The sequence below is a fragment of the Streptomyces sp. ISL-96 genome, assembly GCF_018614035.1.
GTDB lineage: Bacteria > Actinomycetota > Actinomycetes > Streptomycetales > Streptomycetaceae > Streptomyces.
The window spans coordinates 1-23,464 of sequence record NZ_JAGGPA010000013.1 but is presented as its reverse complement, the minus strand read 5'-3'; the positions used below and the strand labels follow the sequence as shown (position 1 = coordinate 23,464).

Genomic DNA, 23,464 nt, shown 5'->3' with positions numbered 1-23,464 from the left:
GGGGCGCCCCCATCAGCATGCTGTGTACGTACGGAGTACGTACGGGCGTCAGTGCTCCGCGCCGTGCTCGTCGGCATCGGCATCGGCATCGGCATCGGCCGAAGCAGTGGCGCCCGCGGCCCCGGAAGCCGGTCCCGACGGGGTGCCGGACGGGCTGCCGGAAGCGGTGCCCGAGGGGGTCCCCGTCGCCGAGCCGGACGGCGCCTGCGCCGGCGGCTTCGGCAGCTCGCTCGGGCCGACGCCCTTGAAGTAGTGCGTCGCCGGAACCACGAACGCCCGCAGCTCGACCGTGCCGGTCTCGCTGAGCTCGAAGCGCACGGGCTGCGCGTCGCCGGCCTTCGCCGCCTCGCTGCCGTTCTGGATGACGGCGGAGGCGTTGCCGTCGCCACCGAGGAGGAGCGAGCCGCCGGCGGGCACGGTCAGCGGGCCCGAGCCCTTGGCAGGGCTGAGCTTCACCTTGGCGCTGGTGCCGGGCAGGGTGATCGATTCGAGCGTCTCTGCCTTGGTGCCGTTGTTGAAGACCATCCCGGTGACGACCGCGGGGCCCTTGGCGTCGCGCTCGGGCTGGGTGACGATCGTCGCGTTCTGGATCTTGATGTCGTCGACGGCGGTCGCGGCGTTGTCCGGCCTGACCCCGAGCGTCTGCGCGTCGTTGCCCGCACCACACGCGGCAAGCGAAGCGATCGAGAACACGATGGCGGTGGCGGCGAGGGCACCGCGTCGAAGGCTGCGGCTCACGGTGGAGGCATCTCCTGTTAGACGGGTTCGAGCGGCGTAGAGCCGCCCCAAGGGGTGTGTCGGCGCGCTTAGGTTACCGAGCCGTCGTCCGGCGCTCGCACCCGACCCGCCCCACCCTGCCCGCCCCTACCGCCCGCCGCAGGCCCGGCCGCTTGTTTTGTACGCCGGTCACATAACGCGGGGAGGGCGTGCGTGCGTCCCGAGTGCGGATTATCCGTAAGGAATGTATGGGGGTCCGGAGAATTGATCACCGCCGCCGCTGATCAATTCCGGATTCCGGCCGAACGGGTGACCGATCACCGAACGGAGTACATCCAGTTCACCGTTTGGAACCCGGCAAACCGGGACTTTCGGCCCCTTCGGAGAGCTCTGTGGTGTGTGTAACGTACGCGTTTCTCTCCGCCCGCACAGCCGCTCCGACCTGCGAATACCCGCTTCCGCAAGGCCTGCGCAGCACGTTCCTGTTGCTGTTGTCAAGCCCCGAGATACGCCCTGACCTGCGGAAACGCCATTCAGAAGAAGCCGTTTCCGTGTTACTCTGGATAGCCACGGAAGGGGTACCTGTCACATGACGTTCAAGGTTGGCGACACCGTGGTCTATCCCCATCACGGGGCCGCACTGATCGAGGCAATCGAAACCCGCCAGATCAAAGGTGTGGACAAGACCTACTTGGTGCTCAAGGTTGCCCAGGGTGACTTGACTGTTCGTGTGCCTGCGGACAATGCGGAGTTCGTCGGTGTACGCGATGTAGTCGGTCAGGAAGGGCTCGACCGGGTCTTCGAGGTGCTGCGCGCACCGTATGCAGAAGAGCCGACGAACTGGTCCCGGCGCTACAAGGCAAATCTCGAGAAGCTCGCCTCCGGTGACGTCATCAAGGTCGCCGAGGTAGTGCGCGACCTGTGGCGCCGTGAGCGTGAGCGCGGTCTCTCCGCAGGTGAGAAGCGCATGCTCGCCAAGGCGCGCCAGATCCTGGTGAGCGAGCTGGCACTCGCGGAGAACACCAATGAAGACAAGGCCGAGGCTCTGCTCGACGAGGTCCTCGCGTCCTGACTCACTTCGGGTCCAGGGGCTCCTTCCCTGATACCCAAATCATGAGTAACGATGCCGTGGTGCCCGCTGACAAGGTCTCCAGCCCTTGTCGCCGGGCGCTGCGGCATGTTGCGTTCTACTCCGCGCGCCCTGATCCCACAGGAACCCACAGGATCCCAGCAGGTGATCTCTGGTGTGCCGGGCCCGGGCAGCTGGCTCGACCAGTCGTCACGGAAGGGGCCGGTCAAGGCGTCGCGCCCGGCACGCTGTGGCCATACCCACGAAGGCCGCGGACACAAACCTGGCGGACCCAAACCCGTCCCCGAAGCTGTCGGCCCCGGAGCTACCGATGACAGACGAATCGCGCCCCACGCCCACCCCGCGCACCGCCGCCGTGATCCCCGCGGCCGGCCGCGGGGTACGGCTCGGCCCCGGCGCCCCCAAAGCGCTCCGTGCGCTGAACGGCACCCCCATGCTGATCCACGCCGTACGGGCCATGGCCAACTCCAGGGCCGTCTCGCTCGTCGTCGTGGTCGCCCCGAAGGACGGCGCCGTCGAGGTCAAGAACCTCCTCAGCGAGCACGCGCTGCCCGAGCGGACCGACTTCCTGGTCGTACCGGGCGGTGAGACCCGCCAGGAGTCGGTGCGGCTCGGACTGGAAGCCCTCCCGGCCGACATCACCGCCGTGCTGGTGCACGACGCGGCCCGCCCGCTCGTGCCCGTCGACACCGTCGATTCGGTCATCGAAGCCGTACGGGACGGCGCGCCGGCCGTGGTGCCCGCGTTGCCGCTGGCCGACACCGTCAAGGAGGTCGAGCCCGGCGAGAAGGGCGAGCCCGAGCCGGTCGTCGCCACGCCCGAGCGGGCACGGCTGCGCTCCGTACAGACTCCGCAGGGCTTCGACCGGGCCACGCTGGTGCGCGCGCACGAGACGATCGCGGCGAGCGGCGAAGGTGCGACGGACTGCGCCGGCATGGTCGAGCAGCTCGGCGTGCGGGTCGTGGTCGTACCCGGCCATGAAGAGGCATTCAAGGTGACCCGGCCGCTGGACCTGGTCCTGGCCGAGGCGGTTCTCGCCCGCAGGAGGGCCAACGATGGCTTCTGACATCGACGACATGCCTCTGCTCCCGCTGGTCGGGATCGGGACCGACATCCACGCCTTCGAGGAAGGCCGCGAGCTCTGGTGCGGCGGCCTGCTCTGGGAGGGCGAGGGGCCCGGCCTGGCCGGCCACTCGGACGCCGATGTCGTGGCCCACGCCGCCTGCAACGCGCTCTTCTCCGCCGCCGGTCTCGGTGACCTCGGCCAGCACTTCGGCACGGGGCGGCCCGAGTGGGCCGGGGCGTCGGGCATCACGCTGCTGACGGAGGCGGCGCGGATCGTACGGGCCGCAGGTTTCGCGATCGGCAATGTCGCGGTCCAGGTCGTCGGCGTACGCCCGAAGATCGGCAAGCGGCGGGACGAGGCGCAGAAGGTGCTCTCGGCGGCGGTCGGTGCGCCGGTTTCGCTGTCCGCCGCGACGTCGGACGGGCTCGGCTTCACGGGCCGGGGCGAGGGCCTCGCGGCGATCGCCACGGCGCTGGTGGTCCGTACGGGCTGAGTGGCCGACGCCTGCGGCGGGCCTTTCCCCACCCCGTAACGGCAAGGGTCGCAAGGCACTGTCGTCCGCCCACTACCCTGGTGTAGTGACTATTCGGCTGTACGACACCAGCGCCCGGCAGACTCGCGACTTCTCCCCGCTCACGCCGGGCTGCGTCTCGATCTACCTCTGTGGCGCTACCGTGCAGGCCGCCCCGCACATCGGCCACATCAGGTCGGGCCTGAACTTCGACATCATGCGCCGCTGGTTCACGTACCGCGGCTACGACGTGACGTTCATCCGCAATGTCACGGACATCGACGACAAGATCATCAAGAAGTCGGCCGAGCATGGCCGCCCCTGGTGGTCCATCGGGTACGAGAACGAGCGCGCCTTCAACGACGGTTACGCCGCCCTCGGCTGCCTCCCGCCGACGTACGAACCCCGCGCCACCGGCCACGTCACCGAGATGGTCGAGATGATGCGCGGCCTCATCGAGCGCGGGCACGCGTACGAGGCCGACGGGAACGTCTACTTCGACGTGCGGTCGTACCCCGGGTATCTGGAGCTCTCCAACCAGGAGCTCGGCAATCTCCTCCAGCCCTCCGGCGAGGGCGAGACCGGCAAGCGCGACCAGCGCGACTTCGCCATGTGGAAGGCCGCGAAGCCCGGCGAGCCGAGCTGGGAGACCCCGTGGGGACGCGGGCGTCCCGGCTGGCACCTGGAGTGCTCCGCCATGGCCCACAAGTACCTGGGCAAGGCGTTCGACATCCACGGCGGCGGGATCGACCTGATCTTCCCGCACCACGAGAACGAGATCGCCCAGGCCAAGGCCTTCGGCGACGACTTCGCCAAGTTCTGGGTGCACAACCACTGGGTCACCATGGCCGGCGAGAAGATGTCGAAGTCGCTGGGCAACTCCGTGCTCGTCAGCGAGATGGTCAAGGCGTGGCGCCCGATCGTGCTGCGCTACTACCTCGGTACGCCGCACTACCGCTCCACCATCGAGTACAGCGAGGAAGCCCTGCGCGAGGCGGAGTCCGCCTTCGCGCGCATCGAGGGCTTCATCCAGCGCGTGATCGAGAAGGCGGGGGGCGATGTCGAGCCCGCGGCCGAGGTTCCGCTCGCCTTCGCCGAGGCGATGGACGACGACCTGGGCGTGCCGCAAGCGCTCGCGATCGTCCACACCACCGTGCGCCAGGGCAATTCCGCGCTGGCCGCCGACGACAAGGACGAGGCGGTCGCGCGGCTGGCCGAGGTGCGGGCCATGCTCGGCGTCCTCGGTCTCGACCCGCTCGCCGAGCAGTGGTCGGGCGGCGGCTCGGAGCGCGGCGACGACCTGCACGGGGTCGTCGACACGCTCGTACGCCTCGTACTCGACCAGCGGCAGTCGGCCCGTGACCGCAAGGACTGGGCCGCGGCCGACGCGATCCGGGACCAGCTCCAGCAGACCGGCCTCGTCATCGAGGACAGTCCGTCGGGTCCGCGATGGAGCCTCGGATCGCGCTGAGCGGCGGGCCGGGCGCCGGGTGCGGCACACGCGATGTGCCGTCCGGCGTCCCGGGCGGCACACTTTCACTTATACGTACATACGTCTGAAGCAACGGAACAGGTAACAGGTCATGGCCGGGAACAGCCAGCGCAGGAACCGCCGCACGTCCAACAAGAAGGGCGCTACGGTCGGCAGCGGTGGCCAGCGACGCCGCGGCCTGGAAGGCAGGGGCCCGACGCCGCCCGCCGAAGCCCGTAAGAAGCACAAGAAGAACCGCATCGCCACCGCCCAGGCCAAGCAGGCCGCGGTCCGGCGCCCGGCTCCGCGCCGCGGTGGCGTCAAGGGCACGTCCGAGATGGTCGTCGGCCGTAACCCCGTCTTCGAGGCGCTGCGCGACGGTGTTCCGGCGACGACGCTGTACGTCCAGCAGTACATCGACAACGACGAGCGGGTGCGCGAGGCGCTCCAGCTCGCGGGCGAGCGCGGCAACATCAACCTGATGGAGGCCCCGCGTCCGGAGCTCGACCGGATGACGAACGGCCTGAACCACCAGGGCCTCGTCCTCCAGGTCCCGCCGTACGAGTACGCGCACCCGGACGACCTCACGGCGGCGGCGTACGACAAGCACGAGGACCCGCTGATCGTCGCCCTCGACGGCGTGACGGACCCGCGCAACCTCGGCGCGATCGTCCGCTCCGTCTCCGCGTTCGGCGGCCACGGCGTGGTCGTGCCGGAGCGCCGTGCGGCGGGCATGACGGCCGGCGCGTGGAAGTCCTCCGCCGGTACGGCGGCCCGTACGCCGGTCTCCCGTGTCACCAACCTGACGCGCGCCCTGGAGAGCTACCAGAAGGCCGGGATCACGGTCGTCGGCCTCGCGGCGGACGGCGAGCACACGGTCCAGGACCTGGAGCAGCTCGGCGGCCCGGTCGTCATCGTCATCGGCAGCGAGGGCAAGGGCCTCGGCCGCCTCGTCGGCGAGACCTGCGACTACCTGGTCCGCATCCCGATGCCGGGCGGCGCGGAGTCGCTGAACGCGGGCGTGGCGGCGGGCATCGTGCTGTGGGAAGCGGCGAAGCGCCGGCGTTGATACGGCCCTGACCGCGTCCGCGCCGACGGACGGAGTCCGGCGCAGGCGGCCGAAGCCCGCGGAGCGGTGCGAGGGCGGCAGACAGAGGTGCCGCTGAACGCGGGCGTGGTTGCGGGCATTTGTGCTGTGGGAAGCGGCGAAGCGCCGGCGTTGAGCAGGGGCGCGAGCCGGGGTCTGTTATGTCCCGGTAAGGGGGTCTTGACGGGTCTCGGACAGATCCGGGGCGTCAAGGCAGTGTCCTAAGCACACGTCACTCGGTTAGATGAGTGTGGACACCAGAACACCCGGGTTCGACGATCAGCCCGCCCTGAGCATGGTCAAGGTGCCCTGCGATCCAGCGCAGGTCATCGTCAACCACGCCAGCTTCCGCGTGCAGCTCGCCCCGGCCCAGAGCCGACGGCCCGTCCCGCCGTACGCGGGGGCGGGCGGTGTGGGCAGCGGGCTTGGGGACACGGCGCGCGTCCCGGCCATGGCCGGTGCGGCCGCGAGCCGACGGCGGGCGCCCGTCGTCTGGAGCGGGAAGTCCGAGCCGGGCGACCCCGGCGCGACCGGGCTCCTCCAGGCCGTACGCAACTCCTCCTTCGCCCCCTCCTCCGTCGGCGAGCGCGCCGACAGCGGCGCCACGCAGGTCATCCCCCGGATCTCCGCAGACGACACGGCTTCGATGCCGACCGTCATCGGGCCGCGCTCCTCCGAGCCGCCCATGACGCAGATGCTGCCCAGGACGAAGCAGGCCGTCGGCGCGTACGACGCCCCCGAGCGGGACGGCGACGACGCCTACGCCCGCCGGCTCGACGACGACGATTACGACGAGGACGGGTACGAGTACGGCGCGGACGGTGAACGCGGGCGGCGCAGCGGCGCCGACGCGGTCCGGCACGCGTACTACCCCGGGCGGCGGATGAACCTCGGCGTGGTGCTCCTGCCGCTCCGGGTGTTCCTCGGCTTCATCTCCATCTACGCCGGCATGGGCAAGCTCTGCGACCCCGTCTACTTCGACGGCGGCGAGCGCGGCTCCATGGTCAAGTGGCTTACGTCGCTGCACCCCTGGGCCCTCGCCGAGCCGCTGCGCGACTTTGCGCTGAGCCACCCGGTGGGCGCCGGCCTGACCGTGGCGTTCCTCCAGGTCATCGTCGGCGTGCTGACGGTGCTGGGACTGTGGCAGCGCGTCGCCGCCTGCTTCGGGACCCTGCTCTCCGCCGCGTTGCTCATGACGGTGAGCTGGAAGACCGTACCGGCGTACGACGCGCCCGACATCATCTACCTCGCCGCCTGGTCGCCGCTGATCATCGCCGGCGCGCCCGTCTACTCCATCGACGGCCGGCTCGCCGGCGAGGCCTGGCGCAAGCTCGGGCCGCGCTCGGAACTGTGGGAGCTGCGGCGGCGCGTACTGCGGCGCGGCACCGTCGTCGCCACTCTGGTGGTCGGACTGACGCTGCTCATCGGCTCGATGCTGGGCGGGGCCGTACGTTCCTCGGACCTGGTGACGGTGCCGGGTCCGAACGACGACCCGACCAACCACCTCCCCGGGGCCCCGCTGCCCCAGGAGACCGGCAGCAGCACGGGCCGCGCCTCGCAGGGCCCGGCCAGCCGGAACCCCGCCCCGTCGGCGAGCAGCTCCGCCGGGCCGTCCGCCGGCACCACCACCGCGCCCGGCACGGTCCGCGAGACCGGCACGGTCGGCCCGGACGCCCAGCGGCCGAGCCAGACGCAGGGCAGCACGGCGGGCCAGGCCCCGACGCAGCAGCAGCCCCCGCCCCCGCAGGCGCCCACCACCAGCGCGGGTCCGACGACCAGCGGCGGTGCCGGCAGCGGCGGCACCACGGGCGGTGGCGGCACCACCGGCGGCGGCACGACGGGCGGTGGCACCGACGGCGGCACCACGGGCGGCAGCGGCACCGGCGGAACCGGCGGCAGTGGTGGCGGCAGCGGGAGCGGCGGCAGCGGCGGTGGCAGGGTGATCGGCGGCCTGCTCGGCTAGCCAGTAGCTGGACGACGACGTTCCGTACGTACGTGAAGGGCCCGGCGCACATCGATCGCGACACCGATCGTGTGCGCCGGGCCCTTCGGCGTACGGAAATGACAGGCGGGGCCGGATCAGCCGCGCGCGGCGGCGAGCTCCTTCGCGGCCTCGCTCAGGTCCTTGGCGGTGTCGATGGCCCGCCAGTACGCCCCGTGCGGCAGTGGGAAGCCCGCCAGGCGGCGCTCTCGGGCCAGCCGGGGGAACGTGGTGCGTTCGTGGTCGCCGAGGTCCGGGAGAAGCTCTGTGAAGGCCGCGGAGAAGACGTACACGCCCGCGTTGATGAGGTAGGGCGACGGCGGCGACTCGACGAAGTCCGTGATGTGGCCGAAGGTGTCCGTCTCGACGGCGCCCCAGGGGATCCGGGGGCGGGCGAGGGCCAGGGTCGCGGTGGCGTCGCGCTCGGCGTGGAAGGCGGCCATCTCGCGCAGCGAGAAGCGCGTCCAGATGTCGCCGTTGGTCGCGTACCAGGGGAGCCCCGGGTCGGGGAGATGCGCGGCGGCGTACTTGAGGCCGCCGCCGCGGCCCAGCGGCTCGCTCTCCACCACGGTCGTGACACGCAGCGGGAGATCGGCGGAGTCCAGCCACTGCTGGAGTACGCCGGCGAGATGGCCGCAGGAGATGACCGCGTCGGTCACGCCCTCGGCGGCCAGCCATTCAAGCTGATGGCCGATGATCGGGGTCCCGGTGCCCGGGATCTCGACCATCGGCTTGGGGCGGTCATTGGTGTACGGGCGCAGTCGCGAGCCCTGGCCGCCTGCCAGGACCACGGCCTGCGTCGGAGACGTTGTCATACGGGGCACGATATGCGGCAGCTCGGTTGCCCGGCCGCGGCTCAGCCCGTCTGCTGCGCCACGCCGGAGGCGAAGGAGGTGTCGCACACGGGGCGCGAGAACGACTGCGCGCGGGTCGGGCCGTACTGCTTCACCGCGGCGCGGCCGAGCGAGCGGGCGATCGACTTGCAGTGCGCGGCGAGCGAAGGACGGCGCTCGACTTCCCTCTGGAGATGCGTCAGTGCGACGCCGGGTTCTTTCTCCTGGAGTTCGAGGAGAAGCTTGTCGCGCAGAATGTCCTGCGGGGCGCGGGATTTGGCGCGTACGTTTACTTTCTCGGAGGACGCAGCGGTCAGGACCTGCGACTCGGGTCCGCTCGTGGACCACGGGACACGGGCGACCGCGAGGGTCCCGGAGAGCACCAGGACGACGGGCAGGACGAGAGCGAGACTTCGGCCGATTCGGCGGGCTGTGTGGGTCACGCGAGTGAGCGTAGCGGCCAGTAATGATTTGGCGACATTTAGTCACTCACGTGGGTGATGGTTCGATGTCATTTTTCGAATTGGGTGTTGACGAACAGAGTTCGAAATGACGGGTCTGCCGGGGTATTTGTCGACACCCGGGCGCGCGTGAAGGGCCCCGCACCACGTGGGTGCGGGGCCCTGAGCACGGTTGACGTACATCTCAGGTACGTCAGTCGCTGAGGCGCTCGCCGGTCGACGAGGAGAAGACGTGCGTCTCGCCGGCGCGCGGCACGACGTGCAGCTCGGTGCCCTTGTCCGGTACGGCGCGGCCGTTGACGCGGACGACGAGGTCCTTGTGCTCGCCGCCGACCTGCGCGCTGCCGTACACGTAACCGTCGGCGCCGAGTTCCTCGACGACGTTCACGGTGACGGCGAGGCCGGCCGGGGCGTCGTCGGCGGTCTTGGTGAGCGAGGCCGCGGCCGCGCTGTTCTGCTCGACGATGTCGAAGTGCTCGGGGCGGACGCCGACCGTGACGGTCGTGTCGCCGCGGTCGGCCGCGGCGGAGAGCGCCTCGCGGGAGACCGGGACGACGCTGTTGCCGAACTTCACGCCGCCGTCAGTGATCGGGACCTCGACGAGGTTCATCGCGGGCGAGCCGATGAAGCCGGCGACGAAGAGGTTCGCGGGGCGGTCGTACATGTTGCGCGGCGAGTCGACCTGCTGGAGCAGACCGTCCTTCAGTACGGCGACCCGGTCGCCCATCGTCATGGCCTCGACCTGGTCGTGCGTGACGTACACGGTGGTGATGCCGAGGCGGCGCTGGAGCGACGCGATCTGCGTACGGGTCGAGACGCGGAGCTTGGCGTCGAGGTTCGACAGCGGCTCGTCCATGAGGAAGACCTGCGGCTCACGCACGATGGCGCGGCCCATCGCGACGCGCTGGCGCTGACCGCCGGAGAGGGCCTTGGGCTTGCGGTCCAGGTACTCGACGAGGTCGAGGATCTTCGCGGCCTCTTCGACCTTCTTGCGGATCTCCGCCTTGTTCACGCCGGCGATCTTGAGCGCGAAGCCCATGTTGTCGGCGACGGACATGTGCGGGTACAGCGCGTAGTTCTGGAACACCATGGCGATGTCCCGGTCCTTCGGCGGCAGGTGGGTGACGTCGCGCTCACCGATGCGGATGGCGCCGCCGTTGACGTCCTCAAGACCCGCGAGCATGCGCAGGGAGGTCGACTTGCCGCAGCCGGAGGGGCCGACGAGGACGAGGAACTCGCCGTCTTCGACGTGAAGCTCGAGCTGGTCGACGGCGGGCTTGGTGGACCCCGGGTAGATCCGGGTGGCCTTGTCGAACGAGACAGTTGCCATGGTGGTGTTCTCCTTCACCGGCAGGAACGTGCCGGACGATCCGAGTAAGGGAGTGAAGTGGTGTGGTCTGGTCCACTTGAGCGAACCTGCCGTGACGCTACCCGGCGATGCCCGTCCTGTCAGTAGCCGGAAGGCGACGAATATATTGGCGGGGGTGCGGGGCGATCCGGTTAGACTGCTCTGACGCGCCTCCTTAGCTCAGTCCGGCCAGAGCAACGCACTTGTAATGCGTAGGTCGTCGGTTCGAATCCGACAGGGGGCTCTGGTGGAAAGTGGCTGGTCAAGGGCCACATGTGATGGGCCCCCCGGAAGATCACGCCGGGGGGCCCATACGCATTTTGTACACCCTGCTGCGATCACCCAGGCGTCGTGATCGGCGCATCCGCCAACGCCAGTGCGACCATCCGGCCCGCATCGAGGGCGTCCGCCACCTCGTCCAGCCGGTCCGGGAACAGGTGCCCGTAGACGTTCAGCGTCATCGACGCGTCCTTGTGGCCGAGCATCAGCTGGACCACCTTCACGTCCGCGCCGGCCGCGATGGCGAGCGAAGCCGCGGTGTGCCGCAGCTTGTGCGGAGTAATGCCCATCCCGGCCAGGCCGGCCGCCTTCACCGCAGGGTCGAAGACGCGGTTGCGGAAGTTGTTGTACCGCAGGGGTCCGCCGTCCGGCGCGGTGAACAGCAGGTCACCCTGCCCCCTGCCGCGGGCCAGCGTGCCCAGCTCGTCAGCGAACGACCGGGGGAGCGGTACGGACCGCTTCTCGTGGTTCTTCACCGGCCCCAGGGCCAGCACACCCTTGACGTCGGTGTAATTCTGGACGATCCGGATGCGGCGCTTCGGCACCAGCAACCGACCCGTCTTGATGGCCGACGCCTCCGCCCAACGGATTCCGCAGTAGCCCAGCGTCAGTATCAGCAGCCGGTACTCATCCGCGGCCAGCGCCAGGCGCTCGAGCTGGTCGTAGGTGAGATAGACGTGCTCGTCTTCGTCGTCCAGTCGCGGGAGCTCGTGGTCGTGGCACGGGCTGGCAGAGATCCGCTTAGAGAACACGGCATGCTTCATCACCATGGACAGCACCCGGTACGCCTTGATGATGCGGGCCGGCCCCAGCTTCCGCCCTGACTTGCCGGGGTTGGTCTCCAGCTCGGTCAGCCACGCGGAGACGTCCTCCCACTGGATCGCGCCGACCTGCCAGTCCCCCCACTTCGGGATCACGTACAGATCGAGCAGCTCCCGGTAGTCGTGCCGCGTCGTCCGGCCGATCTTCCGCTTCGACGTGAACCATTCCTCGGCAACCAGCTTCATGGCCGCCTTCCCTGACTTCGGGTCGCGGTACGAGCCCTTGTCTAGGCGGGCCGTGATGGCGTGCATCTCGGCTTCGGCCTGGGGGAGCTTCTGGAAGGTGGCTGCTTTCCCTTTGCCGTCCGGCCCGTACCAGCGGACGCGCCATCGGCCCGGCGGTTTCCGCTTACTACCCTCACGCTTCGCCGCCTGCCAGCTCTCCACAGCCTGTTGATAGTCGGCGTGGTTCTCGCGGTCCTCGATCCAGACGCGGGCCATTAATCCGCCTCTCCGGGCGACAGCTGCATACGGCGGCCAGGCGGGCGGGCGTACACCTGGAACTGCAGGAGAGCGCCGCTCGGGTCGCCAGGCTCGATGTGCTGGATGGGCATCTCGCCATCCATCCAGTCCCAGGCCGCTTCCGCGTCGACGGCCCCCACGCCGGTGATTTCGACCGTCACGGCCGGATCGTCGGTGAGCGGGAGCAGGAGAGCGCTCGGGGTGACGCGCAGCACCGCCGCCAGGGCGGTCAGGTCTCCGACGTCGACTCGGCGCTCGGCGCGTTCCACCTTGGCGATACCGGAGGGGGCGATCGGGCGCCCAGCCTCGCCCAGCTTCTTGGACAGGTCGTATGTGGAGAGCCCGCGGAGCTCTCGCACCCGGCGCACATTCGCGGCGACGGTCTTGCCCGTTGCGTCTGAGATCTGGGTGGGGGTCCTCGGTGGCGGTGTCATGGCCGCCATTTTAAGACTCAATCGAGTCCCGCTGAGCCCCAACGTATCTGCTACTGTCACTGTCATGGCCCCACTCTAGGGTCATCTGAGTCGCAAAACAACTCACCTGAGGAGATGTTGTGGCCGACGAGCTACTGAGCCCTAAGCAGGTTCAGGCCGACTACGGCTTCAGTGCGCAGACGCTCGCCAACTGGCGGTGGACCGGCATTGGACCCGCCTACATCAAGACCAGCCCCGGCAAGGGCGGGCGCATCCGGTACAAGCGCAGCGCCATCGAGAAGTGGCTCGACGAGCGCACAGTCTCGGGAGGCCGGGCGGCATGAGCCAGAACACAGAAATGCCCGGCGTGGACGGCCGGGCATTTCAGGAAAGCTCCGCTGTGGGCGGTGGGCTCGGTCCCATCGTGACACAACTCCTGCGGCGACGTGAAGGCGCCTCGCGCTGTGAGCCCCTCGACTGCGGCCACCGCGACCCGCTCGACTGCACCCCGGCCGGCTGCGGCGACGAGAACACCGCCGAGCCAGAGCCGCGTGACGAAACCCGTGACGAAATCCAGCTCGACCCTGGCGACATCGCCGCCCTGTGGGCCGACGCGAAGTCACTGTTCCTCGCCCGAGACTTCCCCAAGTACGCGTCCCCCGGGTGGCGGGCCCTGCACCCCGAGGACCCCAAGCGGCTCGCCGCGGCGCTCGAGGCTGCCGAGCTCTGGCGCAAGTACGGCGACGAGGAAGCGCTCATCCAGTGGTTCCGCGACGCCACCGCACCCAAGCCCCCCGCCTGGGCAGGGCGCACCGCCGAAGAGCTCGCGGAACTGCGCAAGCCGAAGCCGCCGCACCAGATCCAGGCAACCCCCGGATGGCCGCCCATCGCCATCCCCGGCCGGCCTGGCACGTGGCGCCACTGCATCAACGGCCGCCAGGTCGACCTGCCCCACAACCGCACCCGCGTCTACACCGAAGGGAGGGCCGCTGCGTGACCGACGTGACCGTTGCCCGCAGGGTTGAGCACCCTCCGCCTCTGTCTTTGGCACCGGAGCCGGAGACGGAGACGGTAGGGCCCTTCAAGCAGGGCGGCGCGTTCTTCCAGGACGTACCCGCCATCCCGCCCGCGGTATGGGGCAGTGGCACGGAAGTGCTGTGGGCCGAAGGTGAAGCGCTCATCCTCGCCGCACCCCAAGGTGTCGGGAAGACCACGCTCGCCCACCAGATCATCCGGGCACGCATCGGGCTGCAAGACGCCGTCCTCGGCTACCCCGTAGCCAGCGGCAAGCGTGTGCTGCTGCTGGCTATGGACCGGCCGTCACAGACCCGACGGGCAGGGCATCGGATCTTCGCCCATGACGATCCTGCGGTCCTCAACGATCGTCTCGTCGTCTGGGAGGGGCCGCCCCCCTTCGACCTGGCGCAACGGACAGACATTCTGGCCGCCATGTGCGGGCGGGCCGGCGCTGACACTGTCGTGATCGACAGCCTGAAGGACGCGGCCGTGGGGCTGTCCGACGACCAGGTCGGCGCCGGGTACAACCGGGCCCGGCAGAAGGCCCTTGCCGAAGGTGTTCAGGTGCTGGAGCTGCACCACCTGGTCAAGCGGGGGCCCAACGGGGCCGCGCCCAACACCATGGCCGACATCTACGGGTCCGTCTGGATCACCTCCGGCGCAGGGTCCATCGCGCTGCTCTGGGGTGAGGCAGGTGACCCGGTGGTCAGCTTCCGTCACCTGAAGCAGCCAATGGACGAAGTTGGCCCGCTGCACCTGACGCACGACCACCCGGCCGGTGTCACGAGCGTCACCCAGTCTGCCGACCTACTCGAGATGGCGCGCGTCGCCGGTGCGGAAGGGCTCACAGCTCTCGCTGCTGCTGGTGCGCTTTTCGAGGCCAAGACGCCCACGCGTGCGCAGAAGGAGAAGGCGCGGCGGAAGCTCGAACGACACGTGACGCTCGGGGAGCTCAACCGAGTTGAGCCCGCCTACGCCGGTGGGTCGGCCGCTTACTACCCGGCATCTAAGGGACTGACGTGATGCGGCCCGGGGGTGCACGCAGGGGTGCACGGTCCCTTTTCGCCGTGCACCCCGCACGAGGCGCACGCCAGGTGCACGTTCCGCATAAAAGCCCAGGTCACAGGTGCACGCATAGGTGCACGCAGGTGCACGGGCCTTAGGTGCACGTTTCTCACCCCCTCTTTAAGGGGGGAGAACGTGCACCCCTCAGCCAGAAAGGAGAAATCAGTGAACGTCGACGACGTCGTACAGGAGCGGATAGCCGAAGCCCGCCGGAAGGTCGAGCAGGAGAAGCAGCAGCGGGAAGAGCTCGCCGCCAACCGGCGCGAGGGAATCAAGGCCCGTCACACCACCAAGGCCCGCCGCAAGGGAATCCGGCTGGGCTTCTGTGCCAGCTGCGCCCGGCCGTTGATGCGCGGCACCTACTTGCTCTGCTCCAAGGGCTGCGGCGGCCGGCTCTGCCGCGGACACCCCCGCTGCGCCCAGCAGCACAACCCCCAGTGCCCCAACCGGGACGCCCAGTTCACCGACAGCCCCCAGGAGACGCCGTGACAGCCCAGTTCCTGCGCACGGCCGCGCTCGTCACCTCCGCGGCCCTCCGCGACGACGACCAGGCCGTGCACCTCCTCCTCCACACCCTCCCCCCGGAACAGATCGCAGCCACGGCCGAGGGCTCCATCCTCGCCATGGCCGAACTGCTCCGCTCCGCCGTCACCCCCGCCGCCATGCAGGCCGCGATCCGCGAAGCCCAGGCGCTCGCCCACGAAGCCGCAATCGAAGGGACCCAGTCATGAACCGTGAGCAGATCCAGGACAACTACGCCCGCCAGATCGAGCGCATCGAGAACAACCGCACCTACAGCGAGCACGCCAAGCGCGTCATGGCCGCCAAGGTCTACCAGCAGTCGCAGACCGCGATGGAGCAGCTTCGGCAGCAGGAGATCCAGGCCATCAACAACCGGCGCGAGCAGCTGCATCGGAAGATGTTCGGCCGCGAGAACAGTGCCGACGCGCAGACCGTCATCGCCCGCCGCGACGCCAACGACCGGGCCGCTCAGATCGACAACCCGCGCATCGCCGCCGAGAAGCTGCAGGAAGCCCTGCGGCAGGGCGATCACACCATGGCGCAGGCTCTCGCCCAGCACGCCGCTGGCTGGGGATGGAGCGACGTTCTCACCGCCTACGGCGACAGTCAGCCCGGCTTCCGCGAGCACGTCGAGGAATACAACCAGCTGCCCGACACCAGCGGCAGCAGCGACTGGGCTGTGCACCACACGTTCGCCCACGTCGTCGTGCCGCCGAACGTCATCAGCGATGCCGCCCCTCACCAGATCGAGCACCTGGCCGCGCAGGAACTGGAGGCCGCGTGATGAGCCTGGTACCCAACGCCCTCACGGCGATCAAAGCGGCCGAGCGCCGCAAGCTGCCCGTACCGGCCGACGTCCTCGAAGCGGCGGCCGTGCGCGGCGCCATCTTCGAGACCGTTCAGCGGCCGGCCCCCGAACGCCCCCCGCTGCCCGGCACCGCGGCGGAAGTCGAGGAAGTCATCCGCGAGCACGCCGCCCAGCTGAACCTGCTCGACCTCACGCAGCGCGCGGCCAGTCGCTTCCAGGAAGAGGCCGACCTCCGGTTCGTCCGGCTCACCGCGGCGGCCGTGCCCGGGTGGATCGAGGGGCTACAGAAGGAGTTCACCACCCTGGTGGGTGTCGTGCGCAAGGCGGCGGACAAGCTGCCAGCGGACACGATGCTCGTCGACTCGGCACGGCTCGACTGGAACAACTCGGTACACGCGACCGCGTACAACAAGGCTGAAGGCGCGGTCGCCCAGCTGGAACAGCTCATCAGCGACAGGGCCGACATGGTCAAGGTGGCAGGCGGCGACGGTGGCAGGGACAACGCACTGTTCGCCGTGGCCGGCCTGCCCGCTCCCACCGTCGACCGGGTCATGTCCGGGGACTGGCGCCAGCTCAGTGAGTCCATCGCTCAGTGGCGGGACCTCAGGCACAAGCCCGTCGCGCGCTGGGTCTACCTCGTCAGGCAGGACGAACTGACACTGACGCTCGCCACACCGGGTGAGGTCAGGCAGCGCAGCATCCAGGTCGAGCGGTGGAGGAACGCAGGCCACGCGAGCCGGTCAGGGATGAACGCCGCTGGTGGTCAGGCCGCAGCCCAGCAGTACCTCGCGGAGACCGCGTGACCCATCGACTCGGCGTCAACGGCATCGGCTCGCAGGGCATGACGGGCCGATCCGATGGTGCGGCGGCCGGCTACCTCGACCGCACCAGCGCCGACGCCCCGACCGGTCACGCGGCCGGTCGGGGCACCCTGACCAGCACAAACACCCCGGGGTCCCTCTCCCCAGGGTCAAGATCCAAATTCCCCAGACTCGTCCGGAGGGACAGCGTCAATACGTCTACGAGGGCTGGAGATCCACTAGGGGGATAGTCCCGCACCCCTCTGACCTGCATGAATGGAGGACCGATGACCCACAACTGGGGAACCAGTCAGCGACGCTCACGCTTGCCGGCCAACTGGCGCAAGCTCCGTAAGCAGGTGCTCGACCGCGATGTGGTCTGCCAGATCTGCCTAGTTCGCCCTGCGACGATCGCTGACCATATCCAGGCGATGACCGATGATCACCGCCTTGAGGCTCTGCAAGGTGCTTGCGATCCGTGTCACCGACAGAAGACTGCTCGCGAGGCAGCGGCCGCACGCGCAGCCAGTGCCAAGCCTGGCCGCAAGCGTCCGTCCGAGGGACACCCAGGGCTGCTGTAGTACCCGCATAACCTGACCTTCTAGGGCCCGCGCCAGAGCCTGCCGGAAGGGGCAGCTATGGCGATCACAGTCGGGTCCGTCGAGGTCGACGTCATCCCGAACACTCAGGGCATCTATGCCCGCCTGCGCGCCGGTCTCGTACCGGCAGCTACACGCGCAGGACAGGATGCGGGCGACGCCGCTGGTCGGGCCTTCGGTCCCGCTATGACGTCGTCCGTCTCCGGCACCATTGGCGACCGCATCGGCCAGCAGATCGCCTCGCGCATCACTGCGCAGATCCGGACGTCTGTCGCGTCGGGCCTCAACCAGGGCGGTGCTGCCGCCCGTGCTAGTGCCACTCGTCAGGGCGGTGATGCGGGTGGCGCGTTCGGGTCCACGTTCCGCCGCCGCGTACAGGCTGCTCTGGCTGCCCTGCCGGACATCACGATCGGGGCGGACACCAGCGAGGCGGACGCCGATATCCGGGCCCTGCGCGAGCAGCTGGTGACGCTGTCCAACCAGCGTGTCGGTATCGACGTGGACGCGGCAACGGCTCGTCGGCAGATCGACGACCTCGAGCAACAGCTGACCCGACTCGGTGCGAACCACCCGAACGTCGATGTACGGATCAACACCGGCGCAGCGGTCGCACAACTGGCCGCGCTGCGGGCGGAGATAGCCCGGCTGGACGGGCAGGACATCGACGTTCGCGTGGACCCGGTGATCCGCAGCTTCGGGATGCTGACGACCGCCGCGGCGGCGTTCGGCCCGGCGATCCTGCCCGCGATTCCGGTCGTGGCGGCAGGCCTTGGGGCGGTTGCCGCGGCTGCCGTATCGGCCGGGGTCGGTATCGGCGCGCTCACAGCCGTCGCGATCCCCGCCTTCGTCGGCATCGCCGGGGCCCTGCAGGCCCAGAAGGCGGCGCAGGACGCCGCGACGCAGTCGACGGGCAACGGGGCGGCGGCGCACGCAGCCGCCCAGCAGCGGGCTATTCAGATGGCTGGGGCCGCCCAGTCTCTCGCCGCGGCGGAGCGCAACGGGGCCCGGCAGATAGCCGCGGCCCAGGACCAGGTGGCGAACGCCCGCCGTGGTGTGGCCGATGCGACCGCCCAGGCGGCCCAGCGGACGCAGCAGGCGGCCCGGCAGGTGCAGGACGCCGAGCGTGCCCTAGCGGACGCTCAGCGGGTAGCACGACGCGCCCAGGAAGAACTCACGGACGCCCGGAAGTCGGCAGCCGAGCAGCTGCAGGATCTCAACGACCGGCTTGCCGGTACAGCGCTCGATGAGCGGGCGGCGATCCTTCGCGTACAGGAGGCCCAGGAGGACCTGAACAAGGTCCGCGGCGACAAGAAGGCCACGGACCTCCAGCGCGCCCAGGCCCAGCTGGCTTACGACCAGGCGGTGAAGGGGCTCAAGGACCAGCGGAAGGAGACAGCAGAGCTCAAGTCCGAAGCGGAGGCGGCGAACCGGGCCGGCGTCGAGGGCTCGGACACCGTGAAGGCCGCGCACGAGCGGGTCGCGGAGGCACAGCGGCAGGTAGCGGACCAGGCCCGCGAAGTGAAGGACGCCCAGGCGGACGCCGCACAGAGCCAGGTGCAGAACGCGCAGAACATCGCTGACGCTCAGCAGAAGGTCATCGAGGCGCAGAAGAACGTCGCGGCAGTGCAGGAGCAGGCAGCCGACTCGATAGCCTCGGCACAGCGTCAGGTGGCGTCGGCGTCCCGGTCGGTGGCGACGGGCGTGGACGCGGCTGCCGTAGCACAGGAGAAGTACCGGACCGCGCTGGCGAAGCTGACGCCGGCCGCGCGGCAGACGTTCGATGCCTTCGTGTCCCTGAAGGGCGTCTTCGGGGAATGGTCGAAGTCACTGCAGCCCGCCGTGATGCCGATCTTCACGCGGGCACTGGAGGGCATCAAGAACAGCCTTCCGGGCCTGACCCCGTTCGTGCTGGCCGCGGCCAAAGCGATCGGGAATCTGCAGGACCGGATTTCGGCCGGCTTCAAGTCCCCGTGGTGGAAGTCGTTCAAGGCGGATCTGGCCGGGTCGGTCGGGCCTGCGATCGAGGGGCTCGGTATCTCGTTCGGCCGCATCTTCAAGGGCATGGCCGGCATCGTCCAGGCATTCCTGCCGCACATGGACGGCATCAGCAAGACCATGCAGCGGATCACAGGCCGGTTCGCGACGTGGGGCACCAACTTGAAGGGGTCGCCCGAGTTCGAGCGCTTCCTGGCGTATGCGGCAAAGCAGGCCCCACTGCTCGCCGAGACGCTGCGCAAGCTGTTCGGCGCCATCCTCCACCTGGGTATCGCGCTGGCTCCGATGGTGGCGACGGCACAGTCGTTCATCAACGCACTGACCACGGGCATCTCGGCGATCCCGCTTGAGGTTCTCGTGGTGGCTGGTGTGGCGTTCGCGTCCATCGCGATCGGGGCGAAACTGGCGGCGCTGGCCATGGCGATCTGGCGGGGCGCGGTCATCGCGGCCGGTGTCGTCACAGCCATATTGACCGGTCAGACGCTGCTGCTCAACACGGCGATGCGGGCGAACGTGATCGGCATCATCATCACTCTGATCGCCGCCCTGGTCGTCGCGATCATCTACGCGTACCAGAACAGCGAGACGTTCCGGAACATCGTGCAAGGTGCCTGGGAAGGCATCAAGACGACGATCAGCTTCATCTGGAACAGCATCCTCAAGCCGGCGTTCGACGCCATCGTGGTTGCCTTCAAGGCCATCGCATCGGCGGCGTCCTGGCTGTGGAACACGGTCCTGTCGCCTGTGTTCAGCTTCATTGGCACCGCCGCGAAGATCCTGATCACGATCATCGTGACCCTGCTCGTGCTGCCCTACGTCTTCGCCTTCAAGGCCATGGCCGCCATCGCGACCTGGCTGTGGGACAACGTCCTGTCGCCCGTATTCACCTGGATCGGCAACAAGGCGGCCTGGCTCTGGCAGGAGAAGATCAAGCCCGCGTGGGACCGGCTGAAGATCGGCATCGGCCTTGTCGCGGACAAGGTCAAGGAGTTGTGGAACACCTACGTCAAGCCGATCTTCACTTGGATCGGCGAAAAGGCGGCCTGGCTCTGGACCGAGAAGATCAAGCCTTCCTGGGACTCGTTCAAAATCGGGATGAAGCTCGTCGGCGACAAGATCAAGGAGCTGTGGAACGACTACGCCAAGCCGGTCTTTGGCTGGATCGGAGACAAGGCCAAGTGGCTGTGGGACAAGTCCCTCAAGCCCTCCTTCGATCTGATCAAGAAGGGTGTCAAAGCCGTTGGTGATTCCTTCGAGGACGCGAGGGGCTTCATCGGTAAGGCTTGGGACAAGGTCCGGGACATCGCCAAGAAGCCTGTCCGCTTCATCATCGACAAGATCTACAACAACGGCATCGTGCCCACCTGGAACAAGGTGGCCAGCGCATTCGGCGCCCCTGAGATCAAGCCGATGAACATCAAGGGCTGGGCGACCGGCGGCGTCCTGCCTGGCTACACCCCCGGCAAGGACGTCCACCGCTTCGTGTCGCCAACCGGCGGTGCGCTCGACCTGTCCGGTGGCGAGGCCATCATGCGGCCGGAGTTCACCCGCGCGGTCGGCTCCGGCTTCGTCTCAACCATGAACAAGATCGCGAGCAGTCGCGGCGCCACCGGCGTCAAGGCCGCACTCGCGCCCGCACTCGGCGGCAACCCGACCACGCAGAAGTTCGCCGACGGCGGCATCTTCGGTTGGATCGGCAAGACCGTGAAGGGGGTGGGCTCGAAGGCGTGGGACGGCGTCAAGAAGGGCGCGTCTTGGCTGGCGGACACCGTCGAGGCATCCGCGCGCGCGGGCCTGAACAGCGTCGTCAACCCGCTCATGAACGCCTTCCCCGGGGCCGGCGGCGACTTCGGCAAGATGATCCGCCGCATCCCCAAGCGGATCCTCGACAGCATCTTCGGGTACAGCGAGAAGGCCGACAAGAAGGGAGCCGGCGGGATCGGCGGCCCTCGGATGCAGGCCGGCCTCAAGTGGGCCCGCACCCAGAACGGCAAGCCCTACCAGTGGGGCGGCAACGGCAACCCCAGCTGGGACTGCTCCGGGTTCCTCTCCGCGATCGAGTCCGTCATCCGCGGCCAGAAGCCGCACCGCAGGTGGGCAACCGGCGCCTTCGCCGGCAAGACCGCCCCCAGCGGATGGGTCCTCAACGGCAGGAGCCCGTATCAGATCGGCATCACCAACGCGGGCGTCGGCCACACCGCGGGCACGATCAACAAGGTCAACGTCGAGTCCCGCGGCGGAGACGGCGTCGTTGTCGGCTCCCGGGCGCGGCCCGCAACCGCGGCCATGTTCACGCACCGGTACGGCTTCATGCCCGGCAAGTACGACTCCGGCGGCTACCTCCAGCCCGGCCTCAACTTGGCCTACAACGGCACCGGCCGGCCGGAGCCGGTGTTCACGTCGCAGCAGGCCAATGCCCTCACATCCACGGCCGCCACCGGGGCACCCGGCATCGCCAAGTTCGAGGGCGACCTGTACCTGTCCGGCGGCGAGTTCCTCGGCCGGGTCCGCGGCGAAGCCGAGCAGGTCGTCGACGGCCGCTTCGACATGCTTCGGCGCAGGCTCGAGGCAGGGTTCAACTGAGTCATCATGGACGGGTCCGGACGCACGGAAGCCCCCGCCGCAATTCTCCTGCGGCGGGGGCTTCCTCGCGCTACACCTGGTGCGTCTTGGCCCAGTCGACGAGCGTCGACCAAGCGGCCGGCTGGAGCGGTATCCGCGCCCCTGCTGGTCGCTTGGAGTCCCGTACCAGTACGCCGTCAGCGGGCTTGGCCCACTCGACGCACGAGCCGCTGTCCGTGTAGGTCGACTTCACCCAGACCAAGTCATCGTGTCCAGCTCCGTGCACAGCGTTCTCCTCGCTGAGTCGATCATTTCCAGCGACGCTGCCGGGGAGGCCGCGACCGCCTGCAAGTGATCGTATGAGGTGGAGTACGCGGCCACGTCTTCCGGACGGGTCGAGATGAGAGATCCGGTTAGGGTCTCGGTGAACACGACGCGCTGCGGGCCGACCTTGTACGACGTGAACGCGCCCGCCAGGCCGGGGTGTCCGGGACTGTCGAGCGGCAGCACCTGCAGCGTCACGGACGGCCGCAGAGACGCGATGTTCAGCAGGTGCTCCATCTGCTCCAGCAGCACCGCCTTACAGCCGATCGGCCGGCGCAGCACCTGCTCGTCGATGATGAACCAGGCCCGCCGGTCGCCCGCGTACCCGAGCGCGTCGATACGCCGCAGACGCAGGTCTGCCCGCTCCGCCACGTCCTCTATCGGCAGGGCGGGAGTTGTCGCCTGGATCGCCTCGACGGCGTACTGGTACGACTGCAACATGCCGGGAATCAGGGTGGGGTGCCACGCCTGGATCTGGTCGGCCGCGCTCTCCAGCCGGATCAGCTGCTCGATGTGCTCGGACAGCGATTCGTTCGGCGCGGCCCGCCATAGGCCGGCCTTGGATGGGTCTCTGGTGCCGCGCACGATCTCCGCGGCTTCCTTGCGATTGGGCTTCACCGGTTCTCCTCCGGTCGCGCCTTGATGGTCCGTCAACGCTACTCCTCGTGTGGTTGCGGTCACACCGCTTGATCGGATGGGCTGACACCCGCTGACATGTCAGCGGCCCGAGGGGGCCGTTCTCTATAGGTCAACGCGTGGGCGCGCGCGAGCTGACACCCGTCTGACACCCGCCTACGGGGCGTCTGACACTCGCCTGACACCCGACTAGGCGGCGGCTGACACCACTCCCGTAGGCGGGTGACAAGACGGGGCAATCCGGGTGCTCAACGGGTGCTCAGTGGGTGCTAAGCCGCAGGTCACAGCTGCTCGAAGAGGTGCTCAGGGGGTGCTAACTGATCATGCTGAGCAGTTGCGATAGCAGCAGTCTGAGCAGCTGTGACCTGCGGTCTAGCAGCGCTGAGCACCCCGATAGCAGGGGATATTCCGGGGCAAGTTGGGTGGACGCCATCCTGGACAGACCCCGGACAGACGACCCCTGACCCTGGACAGGCGTGTCCGGGTTGGACGCCCGTCCGTCCAGGCTGTGTCCAGGACATACCGGACTCTGTCCAGGGTCTGTCCGGGGTCTGTCCACCCTGGTCGGAGACTGTGCAGACCCCTGTGCAGGGGGT

Annotated in this window: 22 protein-coding genes and 1 tRNA gene; 15 read left to right on the top strand and 8 right to left on the bottom strand. The window is 68.9% G+C overall.

Features of this window, described 5'->3' with window-relative positions; all coding sequences use genetic code 11:
* Positions 1–48 precede the first annotated feature (48 nt).
* Positions 49–738: a DUF461 domain-containing protein gene (locus J7E96_RS09800; protein WP_215129582.1), complete on the bottom strand. Its 690-nt coding sequence runs from the start codon at positions 736–738 to the stop codon at positions 49–51.
* A 568-nt stretch (positions 739–1,306) separates the two neighbouring features.
* On the opposite strand from J7E96_RS09800, the gene J7E96_RS09795 reads away from it, so the two are divergent.
* From J7E96_RS09795 to J7E96_RS09770, 6 genes are all read left to right on the top strand, one after another.
* Entirely contained in the window at positions 1,307–1,789 is a 483-nt protein-coding gene (locus tag J7E96_RS09795; RefSeq protein ID WP_006380568.1) for a CarD family transcriptional regulator, read from the top strand.
* Positions 1,790–2,117: 328 nt separating this feature from the next.
* On the top strand, positions 2,118–2,873 hold the full coding sequence (gene ispD / locus J7E96_RS09790; protein WP_215129580.1) for a 2-C-methyl-D-erythritol 4-phosphate cytidylyltransferase: 756 nt from the start codon (positions 2,118–2,120) through the stop codon (positions 2,871–2,873).
* Complete coding sequence (gene ispF, locus J7E96_RS09785; RefSeq protein ID WP_215129578.1) at positions 2,863–3,366, top strand: 2-C-methyl-D-erythritol 2,4-cyclodiphosphate synthase; 504 nt, start codon at positions 2,863–2,865, stop codon at positions 3,364–3,366. The genes ispD and ispF overlap by 11 nt, the downstream gene beginning before the upstream one ends.
* 85 nt (positions 3,367–3,451) lie before the next feature.
* Positions 3,452–4,855: a cysteine--tRNA ligase gene (gene cysS, locus J7E96_RS09780; protein ID WP_215129576.1), complete on the top strand. Its 1,404-nt coding sequence runs from the start codon at positions 3,452–3,454 to the stop codon at positions 4,853–4,855.
* 112 nt (positions 4,856–4,967) lie between these two features.
* Complete coding sequence (gene rlmB / locus J7E96_RS09775; protein WP_215129575.1) at positions 4,968–5,924, top strand: 23S rRNA (guanosine(2251)-2'-O)-methyltransferase RlmB; 957 nt, start codon at positions 4,968–4,970, stop codon at positions 5,922–5,924.
* Positions 5,925–6,186: 262 nt separating this feature from the next.
* A complete protein-coding gene (locus J7E96_RS09770) occupies positions 6,187–7,905 on the top strand; it encodes a DoxX family protein (protein ID WP_215129573.1) in 1,719 nt (572 codons plus the stop codon).
* Positions 7,906–8,021: 116 nt separating this feature from the next.
* Here the strand turns inward: J7E96_RS09770 and J7E96_RS09765 are convergent, their stop codons facing one another.
* The 3 genes from J7E96_RS09765 to J7E96_RS09755 form a co-directional block, all read right to left on the bottom strand.
* A complete protein-coding gene (locus J7E96_RS09765) occupies positions 8,022–8,738 on the bottom strand; it encodes a nucleotidyltransferase family protein (RefSeq protein WP_215129571.1) in 717 nt (238 codons plus the stop codon).
* 41 nt (positions 8,739–8,779) lie between these two features.
* Positions 8,780–9,199: a hypothetical protein gene (locus tag J7E96_RS09760; protein ID WP_215129569.1), complete on the bottom strand. Its 420-nt coding sequence runs from the start codon at positions 9,197–9,199 to the stop codon at positions 8,780–8,782.
* 211 nt (positions 9,200–9,410) lie between these two features.
* Positions 9,411–10,547: an ABC transporter ATP-binding protein gene (locus J7E96_RS09755; RefSeq protein WP_215129567.1), complete on the bottom strand. Its 1,137-nt coding sequence runs from the start codon at positions 10,545–10,547 to the stop codon at positions 9,411–9,413.
* Positions 10,548–10,734: 187 nt separating this feature from the next.
* Here J7E96_RS09755 and J7E96_RS09750 point away from each other — a divergent pair.
* Positions 10,735–10,809: transfer RNA gene (locus tag J7E96_RS09750), tRNA-Thr, on the top strand.
* Between the two features lie 94 nt (positions 10,810–10,903).
* Here J7E96_RS09750 and J7E96_RS09745 read toward each other — a convergent pair.
* Together J7E96_RS09745 and J7E96_RS09740 are read right to left on the bottom strand one after the other, a co-directional pair.
* Entirely contained in the window at positions 10,904–12,106 is a 1,203-nt protein-coding gene (locus tag J7E96_RS09745) for a tyrosine-type recombinase/integrase (protein ID WP_215129565.1), read from the bottom strand.
* Complete coding sequence (locus tag J7E96_RS09740) at positions 12,106–12,561, bottom strand: helix-turn-helix domain-containing protein (protein WP_215129564.1); 456 nt, start codon at positions 12,559–12,561, stop codon at positions 12,106–12,108. The genes J7E96_RS09745 and J7E96_RS09740 overlap by 1 nt, the downstream gene beginning before the upstream one ends.
* 119 nt (positions 12,562–12,680) lie before the next feature.
* Here J7E96_RS09740 and J7E96_RS09735 point away from each other — a divergent pair, with 119 nt between their 5' ends.
* The 8 genes from J7E96_RS09735 to J7E96_RS09705 all read left to right on the top strand — a co-directional run bounded on the left by J7E96_RS09735 (position 12,681) and on the right by J7E96_RS09705 (position 21,929).
* Positions 12,681–12,884, top strand: coding sequence for an AlpA family transcriptional regulator (locus J7E96_RS09735; RefSeq protein ID WP_215129562.1), 204 nt, complete (start codon positions 12,681–12,683; stop codon positions 12,882–12,884).
* Entirely contained in the window at positions 12,881–13,537 is a 657-nt protein-coding gene (locus tag J7E96_RS37190) for a hypothetical protein (protein ID WP_251069661.1), read from the top strand. Before J7E96_RS09735 ends, J7E96_RS37190 begins: the two co-directional genes overlap by 4 nt.
* A complete protein-coding gene (locus J7E96_RS09730) occupies positions 13,534–14,580 on the top strand; it encodes an AAA family ATPase (protein ID WP_308295896.1) in 1,047 nt (348 codons plus the stop codon). Before J7E96_RS37190 ends, J7E96_RS09730 begins: the two co-directional genes overlap by 4 nt.
* 207 nt (positions 14,581–14,787) lie before the next feature.
* Positions 14,788–15,111, top strand: coding sequence for a hypothetical protein (locus J7E96_RS09725; RefSeq protein WP_215129558.1), 324 nt, complete (start codon positions 14,788–14,790; stop codon positions 15,109–15,111).
* Positions 15,108–15,353, top strand: coding sequence for a hypothetical protein (locus tag J7E96_RS09720; RefSeq protein ID WP_215129556.1), 246 nt, complete (start codon positions 15,108–15,110; stop codon positions 15,351–15,353). Before J7E96_RS09725 ends, J7E96_RS09720 begins: the two co-directional genes overlap by 4 nt.
* The gene (locus J7E96_RS09715; RefSeq protein WP_215129554.1) at positions 15,350–15,928 is read left to right on the top strand and encodes a hypothetical protein; all 579 of its coding nucleotides are present in this window, start codon (positions 15,350–15,352) and stop codon (positions 15,926–15,928) included. Before J7E96_RS09720 ends, J7E96_RS09715 begins: the two co-directional genes overlap by 4 nt.
* Positions 15,928–16,755: a hypothetical protein gene (locus J7E96_RS09710; protein ID WP_215129552.1), complete on the top strand. Its 828-nt coding sequence runs from the start codon at positions 15,928–15,930 to the stop codon at positions 16,753–16,755. Before J7E96_RS09715 ends, J7E96_RS09710 begins: the two co-directional genes overlap by 1 nt.
* A 635-nt stretch (positions 16,756–17,390) precedes the next feature.
* Positions 17,391–21,929, top strand: coding sequence for a hypothetical protein (locus J7E96_RS09705; protein ID WP_215129550.1), 4,539 nt, complete (start codon positions 17,391–17,393; stop codon positions 21,927–21,929).
* Between the two features lie 70 nt (positions 21,930–21,999).
* On the opposite strand, the gene J7E96_RS09700 is transcribed toward J7E96_RS09705, so the two are convergent.
* Both J7E96_RS09700 and J7E96_RS09695 read right to left on the bottom strand, forming a co-directional pair.
* Positions 22,000–22,161 (bottom strand): DUF397 domain-containing protein, encoded by a 162-nt coding sequence (locus J7E96_RS09700; protein ID WP_308295895.1) that lies wholly within the window; start codon positions 22,159–22,161, stop codon positions 22,000–22,002.
* Entirely contained in the window at positions 22,158–22,850 is a 693-nt protein-coding gene (locus tag J7E96_RS09695) for a DUF5753 domain-containing protein (RefSeq protein ID WP_215129546.1), read from the bottom strand. Before J7E96_RS09695 ends, J7E96_RS09700 begins: the two co-directional genes overlap by 4 nt.
* Between the last annotated feature and the right edge of the window lie 614 nt (positions 22,851–23,464).